General features: G+C 43.1%; 9 protein-coding genes. All 9 read right to left on the minus strand.

Annotation, left to right across the window (positions count from 1 at the left end; translation table 11 throughout):
- Positions 1-46: 46 nt before the first annotated feature.
- Entirely contained in the window at positions 47-1,474 is a 1,428-nt protein-coding gene (locus B2R65_RS08830) for an NAD-dependent succinate-semialdehyde dehydrogenase (RefSeq protein ID WP_286742012.1), read from the minus strand.
- A 312-nt stretch (positions 1,475-1,786) separates the two neighbouring features.
- Positions 1,787-2,125, minus strand: a complete 339-nt coding sequence (gene fdx / locus B2R65_RS08835; protein WP_004585776.1) for an ISC system 2Fe-2S type ferredoxin — start codon at positions 2,123-2,125, stop codon at positions 1,787-1,789.
- 10 nt (positions 2,126-2,135) lie between these two features.
- Positions 2,136-3,998, minus strand: coding sequence for a Fe-S protein assembly chaperone HscA (hscA, locus tag B2R65_RS08840; RefSeq protein WP_286742014.1), 1,863 nt, complete (start codon positions 3,996-3,998; stop codon positions 2,136-2,138).
- Between the two features lie 41 nt (positions 3,999-4,039).
- A complete protein-coding gene (gene hscB / locus B2R65_RS08845) occupies positions 4,040-4,567 on the minus strand; it encodes a co-chaperone HscB (RefSeq protein WP_004585774.1) in 528 nt (175 codons plus the stop codon).
- Positions 4,568-4,663: 96 nt separating this feature from the next.
- Entirely contained in the window at positions 4,664-4,987 is a 324-nt protein-coding gene (iscA, locus tag B2R65_RS08850) for an iron-sulfur cluster assembly protein IscA (RefSeq protein ID WP_004585773.1), read from the minus strand.
- A 9-nt stretch (positions 4,988-4,996) separates the two neighbouring features.
- Positions 4,997-5,380: a Fe-S cluster assembly scaffold IscU gene (iscU, locus tag B2R65_RS08855; protein WP_004585772.1), complete on the minus strand. Its 384-nt coding sequence runs from the start codon at positions 5,378-5,380 to the stop codon at positions 4,997-4,999.
- Between the two features lie 42 nt (positions 5,381-5,422).
- Entirely contained in the window at positions 5,423-6,640 is a 1,218-nt protein-coding gene (locus tag B2R65_RS08860; RefSeq protein WP_004585771.1) for an IscS subfamily cysteine desulfurase, read from the minus strand.
- Between the two features lie 25 nt (positions 6,641-6,665).
- Positions 6,666-7,157: a Fe-S cluster assembly transcriptional regulator IscR gene (iscR, locus tag B2R65_RS08865; RefSeq protein ID WP_004585770.1), complete on the minus strand. Its 492-nt coding sequence runs from the start codon at positions 7,155-7,157 to the stop codon at positions 6,666-6,668.
- 220 nt (positions 7,158-7,377) lie between these two features.
- Positions 7,378-8,106 carry a tRNA (cytosine(32)/uridine(32)-2'-O)-methyltransferase TrmJ gene (trmJ, locus tag B2R65_RS08870; protein ID WP_054982876.1) on the minus strand — a complete coding sequence of 243 codons (729 nt, stop codon included), beginning with the start codon at positions 8,104-8,106 and terminating at the stop codon, positions 7,378-7,380.
- Positions 8,107-8,175 lie beyond the last annotated feature (69 nt).

The following is an 8,175-nucleotide window of genomic DNA, read 5'->3' on the forward strand; positions in this document are numbered from 1 at the left end:
ACCGTGCTGGGTAACCAATTTTTCATGGTTTCTGGTGTCATCGTTTTTAAACTTTGATACACACGTACTTTTCTTCAAGGTATTCATCAAGTCCTTGATGGCCGCCTTCTCGGCCTAAGCCTGATTGCTTAACTCCACCAAACGGTGCCACAGGGTTAGATATAACCCCTTCGTTAACACCAACCATGCCAAACTCAAGCCCTTCGCTAATACGATAAATCTGCTTGATATTTTGACTATAAAAATAAGCCGCTAAGCCATATGGAACATCGTTAGCAAAGGCTAGTACTTCGCTTTCCTCATCAAAAGGAATAACCGTTAATACTGGGCCAAATACTTCTTCGTGGTATATATCCATTTCGGTCGTTACGTTAGTAATAATAAGCGGGTTTTGAAAGCTGCCGCCTAAGTCGCTGTTATCCCCTATTAGGTCTGCACCTTTATCAAGTGCATCTTGCACAAGCTGCTGCACTTTTTCTTTCGCTTTTGGGTAAATCAGGGGGCCAATGTCTACGTCCTCTTCAAACCCATTGGCTACTTTTAATGCGGCTACTTTAGGCGTAATTTTACTCAGCACTTCATCTAAAATACTGCGCTGAATAAAAATGCGGTTTGCGGCTACACATGCTTGGCCACTGTTTCTAAACTTAGCCGCCATGAGGCCGTCGATTGCTTCGTCTATATCGGCATTATCAAAAATAATAAAGGGGGCGTTTCCGCCAAGTTCCATGGAGGTACGTTTAATCGTACCCGCACACTGAGAAAGTAACTGCTTGCCTACGCCTGTTGAACCTGTAAAAGTAAATTTGCGCACCACTTCTGAGTCTGTAAGTATTTGTCCTACTGTTTTTGCGTCTTGCGAAATCAGTACGTTAAAAGCCCCTTTTACAAACCCGGCTTGATCGGCAAGGTATGCCAACGCCAAAGCACATAAAGGTGTATATTCAGAAGGTTTTAGCACAAAGCTACAGCCTGCAGCGTATGCTGGCGCCACTTTACGTGTCACCATAGCAACCGGAAAGTTCCAAGGAGTAATGCCAGCCACAACGCCTACAGGTTGTTTAAAGCTCGATAATCTATGTGTATCGTCGGTTGGGGGGATCACATCGCCGTAACTGCGTTTAGCTTCTTCTGCAAACCATTTTATAAACCCAGCGCCATAGTCTATTTCACCTAACGACTCTTTAAGCGGTTTACCTTGCTCTTTTGTCATTAGCTCAGCAAGCGTTTGCTTGTGTTTTATTACCAGCTCATACCAACGCATTAGCGTATTACTTCGCTCAGTGGCATTGGTTGATTTTAACTTAACAAACGCACCTTGCGCTGCCTTTATTGCGCTATTAACGCCTTGCTCGTCTATATCACTTACTTCAACAATACTTTTTTCGGTCGCCGGGTCGTCAACGCTAAAACGTTTATTGGTTTTATAAAATTCACCATTAATAAACGAGTCACAAAAAATTAGATTACTCAAAATAGACCTCCGAAATAGTTTTATGGGTTAGGTAAAACGCGTAGCAGCGGGTTTAGCCAAAAGCGATAATTCCTTGACTGTAATTCAACCTGTAAAACGTGATCACTTTAGATCTAGGCCTATTTTAAAAACGCGACATAAAGTCGCTGCTACGGTGTAAGATGTAGCAGCGGGTTTACCCCGCGATTATGATTACGTGGTCATTCATTTAAAAACGCGACGTAAAGTCGCTGCTACGTGCTTATACAATCTCTTAAACAAAAAAGCCGCTGTAAAAACAGCGGCTTTTAAAAAATTCTCGTTAATTAAAAACTAGTGCTCTTCATTAACGATATTGAGATTGTACTTAGGTATTTCAACCACTAAGTCTTCATCTCTAATCACTGCTTGGCATCCTAAGCGAGATTCTGACTCTAAGCCCCATGCTTTATCTAGCATGTCGTCTTCTAGCTCATCGCTTTCGTCTAGTGAGTCAAAGCCTTCGCGGATCACTAAATGGCATGTAGTACATGCACACGATTTTTCACATGCGTGTGGAATGCTAATGCCGTTTTTAAGGGCCACATCAAGGACTGTTTCGCCCGCAGGCGCTTCAAGTGCTGCACCGTCAGGACATAATTCCGGATGGGGAAGAAAAATAATTTGTGGCATTCTAACCTCTTTAAACGTTGTCTACTGACTGCCCTGTAAGGGCCTTTTTAATTGATGCATCCATTCTGCGCGAGGCAAAATCGCTGCTAGCGTTATCTACTTTTTCAATTGCGGCTTTAATTTCACCTGGTTGCTGTGCGGTCTCGCGCACTTTAGCAAGCTCACTTATTTCAGCTTTTAAATTAGCAAGTTGAATATCGTCGAGCAAGTCACCGTCGCTAGCAAGTGACGCCTCTAGTGCTTCTATAACACGTAGCGCCTCTACTTGTTGCTCTTTAAGCATACGTGCTTGCATGTCATCTTTAGCGTTGCTCATTGACTCTTTGAGCATGTTAGCTACTTGGTCATCAGATAAGCCAAACGATGGTTTAACTTGGATTTCAGCTTGCACACCCGTTGATTTTTCCATTGCTGATACACTTAACAAGCCATCGGCATCCACTTTAAAGGTAACTCGAATATGTGCAGCGCCTGCTGCCATAGCCGGTATGCCTTTTAAGCTAAATTTAGCCAGCGAGCGGCAATCGTCAACCAGTTCGCGCTCACCTTGTAGCACATGTAAAGACATTGCCGTTTGGCCGTCTTTAAAGGTGGTAAATTCTTGCGCACGAGCAACAGGAATAGTGGTATTACGCGGAATTATTTTTTCAACTAACCCACCCATCGTTTCAAGGCCAAGCGACAGTGGCAATACATCAAGTAATAGCATGTCAGAATCGGGCTTGTTACCTACTAATACATCAGCTTGTAATGCAGCACCTAGTGCAACAACACGATCCGGGTCGATTGATGTTAGCGGCTCTTTTTCAAAAAAGCCTTCAACTTGGCTGCGAACCAGTGGCATGCGAGTTGAACCACCTACCATTACAACTTGCAGCACTTCTTCGTTTTCGATGTCTGCATCTTTTACTGCACGACGACACGAACGAAGTGTTTTTTTAACAAGTGGCATAGCCAGCTCGTCAAAGGTTTCACGTGTCACTTCTACGGTGTGTTTTTGCTCGTCAAATTCAAGCACTACATTTACTTTTGCATACTGGCTTAGCGCTTCTTTACAGGCTTTTGCTTTATTAATAAATAAGCGAAGCACAGAAGGTGATAATGCCGAAATACCGGTTTGCTGCTTAAAGTAATCGACTAATAACGAATCGAAATCATCGCCACCTAAGCTTGAATCACCGCCAGTTGCCATTACTTCAAACACACCTTGGTGTAAGCGAAGTATAGAAATATCAAAGGTGCCGCCGCCTAAATCGTAAACAGCAATGATACCTTCTTGGCCCGAGTCTAACCCGTAAGCGACTGCCGCAGCGGTTGGCTCGTTTAATAAACGTAATACGTTAATGCCAGCAAGCTCGGCTGCATCTTTAGTGCTTTGGCGCTGTGCGTCATCAAAGTACGCAGGCACAGTAATTACTGCACCTAAAATATCTTGATTACCAAAGCTTTGCTCTGCACGCGCTTTTAGAGCCGCTAAAATATGGCTAGAGGCTTTAACAGGGCTGATTTTTCCGGCATCGGTTTGAATGGCAAGCGAGCCGTTATCTTCACAAAACTGGTACGGTAATTGGCCGTAGCTTTGCTCTATTTCAGCTTGGGTTTTACCTAAAAAACGCTTAACTGAAATAAGGGTATTGGCTGGGTCTTGTGTTGCAGCTTGTGCAGCATCGGCGCCTACCGTGATGCCGCCAGCTTGGTAACGCACAACCGATGGCAACATGGCTGCACCAAGGTCATCTGTTAATGTGCGGGCTTCGCCACTTTGTACCGTTGCAACCAATGAATTAGTGGTACCTAGGTCAATACCTATTGCTAATTTGTGTTCATGTGGTGCCGCGCTCTGCCCCGGCTCAGCAATTTGCAATAATGCCATAATGCTCTTTAAACTCGTGTTGCTCGCTTTACAGCAAGTAATTAATCGTCAAATAAACTGTCTTCAATGCGCTCAAGTTCGTCTTCTAATTTATATACAAACTTTAATTTGCGAATGTTGTCAGCAGCTTGTTGATATTGCGCCTCGTCGTTACTTGCAAGTTGCTCGGCAAGTTCATTACTGTATTGGATTTTTAATTGCTTTATTTGTGATTCAAAATTGGCGATAGCGGCCTCAGGATTACTTGCTGAAGCGAGCTCTTCAAGCTCTTCACGCAGTTCCATTTGCTGCATTAAGAACATTGGATCTTGCAATGTTTGTTGCTCAGCTCGAATATCAACACCTAGTTCGCTGAGCATATATTCAGCTCGTTTTACTGGGTGTTTTAGCGTTTGTAGCGCATCGTTAATTTCAGCGGTACTTTGTACGGCCATTAACTTATCACGGCTGCTCGCATTAGCGTGGCGATCGGGATGCACTGCGCGCTGCAGTTCTAGGTAATGCTTATTTATTGTTGCCAAGTCAATGTTGTAATCAACTGGTATTGCAAATAACTCAAAGTAACGCATAACTTCAACCAATAAAATTTAGAAATACAAATTTCACAAATAACAAAGCCCTACAATTACTGGCAGGGCTTAAAAATACTACAAAGGTAGCTGGGCTTAAACAGTAAAGCTTTCGCCACAACCACACTCGTCGGCTTGGTTAGGGTTATTAAATTTAAACCCTTCATTTAAGCCTTCTTTGGTGTAGTCAAGCTCAGTGCCGTCAATGTAAACCAAGCTTTTAGCGTCAACAATTAAGGTAACGCCTTTAGCTTTAAAGGTTTCATCGTCTTCGTTTAGCTCATCAACAAACTCGAGTACATAAGCAAGACCTGAACAGCCCGTCGTTTTAATGCCAACGCGCAGGCCTAAACCTTTACCGCGGTTTGCTAAAAATGATTGTACGCGGTTTGCTGCCGCATCTGTCAATGTCACTGCCATGAATTTCTCTTACTTCGCTTGTTTGCTTTTGTAATCAGCAATTGCTGCTTGAATTGCATCTTCAGCTAAAATTGAACAGTGAATTTTCACTGGTGGTAATTCAAGCTCTGCACTGATATCAGTGTTTTTAATAGTTGATGCTTCGTCTAGTGTTTTGCCTTTCACCCACTCTGTTACAAGTGACGATGAAGCAATTGCACTGCCGCAACCGTATGTTTTAAATTTTGCATCTTCAATAACGCCTTCAGACGATACTTTAATTTGCAATTTCATTACGTCACCACATGCTGGTGCGCCAACCATACCCGTTGCCACTGACGGATCATTTTTGTCTAAAACACCAACGTTACGTGGGTTTTCTACGTGGTCGATTACTTTATCACTATAAGCCATAATTCTATCCTCATTACCTGCTACGGTAGGTGCTCACTCGTATTAGTGGTGAGCCCATTCAACTGAATCTAAATCAACACCTTCTTGATGCATTTCCCACAAAGGAGACATCTCGCGTAGGCGACCGATAGAGTTTTTCATTAATTCAACGGTGTAATCAATTTCTTCTTCGGTAGTAAAACGGCCAATACTAAAACGAATTGAGCTGTGTGCTAGTTCGTCGTTACGGCCAAGTGCGCGTAATACATATGAAGGCTCTAAGCTTGCTGATGTACACGCAGACCCTGATGATACCGCTATGTCTTTTACTGCCATAAGTAACGACTCACCTTCAACAAAGTTAAAGCTGATGTTTACAATACCTGGTACAGATTGGTCTTGTGCGCCGTTAAAGTATACTTCATCCATATCAGCCATAATGCCGTCAATTAGGCGTTTACGTAATGCGCTGATGTGTGCGTGATCTTTTTCAAAATCTTGCTTAGCAATTCTAAATGCTGCACCCATACCTACTAGCTGATGAGTTGCAAGTGTACCTGAACGCATACCACGTTCATGGCCGCCACCGTGCATTTGCGCTTCTAGGCGAGCACGTGGTTTACGACGAACGTAAAGTGCGCCAACACCTTTAGGGCCATATACTTTGTGGCCTGAGAACGACATAAAATCAACTTTAAGCTGTTGTACGTCGATTAATACTTTACCTGCGCTTTGTGCTGCATCTACGTGGAACATAATTTTACGTTCGCGACACATTTCGCCAATAGTATTGATATCTTGAATTACACCTAGCTCGTTATTAACGTGCATAATGCTGACAAGAATAGTGTCGTCACGCATAGTTTCTTCAAGCTTTTTAAGATCTAACAGGCCGTTTTCTTCAACGTCCATGTAGGTTACTTCAAAGCCTTGGCGCTCAAGTTCACGACACGTGTCGATTACTGCTTTGTGCTCAGTTTTAGCGGTAATAACGTGCTTACCTTTCTTTTTGTAAAACTGCGCTGCACCTTTAATTGCAAGGTTATTTGATTCTGTTGCGCCCGATGTGAAAACAATTTCACGCGGGTCGGCATTAATTAAATCGGCAATGTCTGTACGCGCTTGGTCAACTACTTCTTCAGCTTGCCAACCAAAACGGTGCGAACGTGACGCAGGATTACCAAAATTACCGTCCATTGTCAGGCATTGCATCATTTCTTTTGCAACACGCTCGTCAACAGGCGTGGTCGCTGCGTAATCTAAATAAATCGGTAACTTCATTTCTCTCTCCGCTGCAGGTCAACTTTTATAGTTGACAGCTTACTTGAATGTTTTCCAACTGCTTAATTGCATTATTGATGCTGTTATCTTGGCGAGATGCGATTTCTTTCACATCTGATTTTTCCACCAATTCAGCTAAGGTAATATTATTTAAAAACTCTTCGATACGTGCGCTTAAATCAGACCATAGGTTGTGAGTTAAACAACGCATACCGCTTTGACACCCGGTATCGGCACCTTGGCAACGTGTTGCATCTACCGATTCGTCTACGGCGCTAATTACATCGCCAACAGAGATAACCGCGGCTTCTCGGCCTAGCAAATAACCGCCACCAGGACCACGAACCGAGCTCACTAAGCCATTTTTACGTAAACGGGCAAATAATTGCTCAAGGTAAGACAAAGAAATTTCTTGTCTTTGTGAAATATCAGCAAGGGCAACAGGACCTACACTCGCATGTAGTGCAACATCCAGCATAGCTGTTACGGCATATCTGCCTTTTGATGTTAACTTCATAACGCCCCCCGCACAAAAGAGTGCAAATTTTAATTACCAGAGTAAAATAGTCAAGTATTATCACTTGATAAAAATTTGATTAAAGAACACTGTTCTATTAACAAATTTTTAATACCTGACCTTTTTGGTCAAGTATTAGGTGTATTGTAATTACTTGAGTGTTTTAGTCAAGTATTAGCTCGTTATTTACCCGCAGGTTTTTATAACCAATCGCTATACCTTACTTAGGAATAGATTTATTAATTGAGGTAAGAATACCGCGCAATATGTTTAGCTCTGCCTCTTCTGGGCGTGCACGGTTAAACAAACGGCGTAGCTTGGTCATTACTAAACCTGGATGCTGCTTAATAATAAAACCGGTGTTATCGAGCGTCTCTTCTAAATGCTCGTAAAATAACTCTGTTTGTTTTGAGCTTGGGTAAGCAGTCTCATCGTCTGCTTGCTCAGCCTTTGGCTGCTGATTTAAAAACGCCATACGCGTTTCGTAGCTTAGCGTTTGTACCGCCATAGCTAAATTAAGCGAGCTGTACTGTGGATTTGCAGGAATACATACATGGTAATTACACAGCTGTAGTTCTTCGTTAGTTAAACCGCTGTTTTCACGGCCAAATACAAGCGCTACAGGGCCGTTTACAGCCTCAGCAACTAGCTTTTCACCGCACTCACGTGGCTCAACCATAGGCCAAGACAGCGTGCGCGAACGAGCACTCGTACCAATAGTTAATGCACAATCGGCAATGGCATCAGCCACGGTATCAACAATAACCGCATTGCCTAAAACATCAGTTGCACCGGCTGCTAAGGCGCTTGCATGGCTGTCTACTTCACAAGCAGGGTCCACTAAATACAGTTTTGATAAACCCATGGTTTTCATGGCGCGAGCCGCCGAACCAATGTTGCCAGAGTGTGAGGTATTAACTAAAACGATGCGAATATCATCTAAGATCATTGCTGTGCTACTTTACTATGCCAAAAAATTGTGCGAATTCTAACATAAAAGCGCGCTAAGATCCTAGAT

The sequence above is a fragment of the Pseudoalteromonas sp. UBA2102 genome, from assembly GCF_002331165.1.
Taxonomy (GTDB): domain Bacteria; phylum Pseudomonadota; class Gammaproteobacteria; order Enterobacterales; family Alteromonadaceae; genus Pseudoalteromonas; species Pseudoalteromonas atlantica.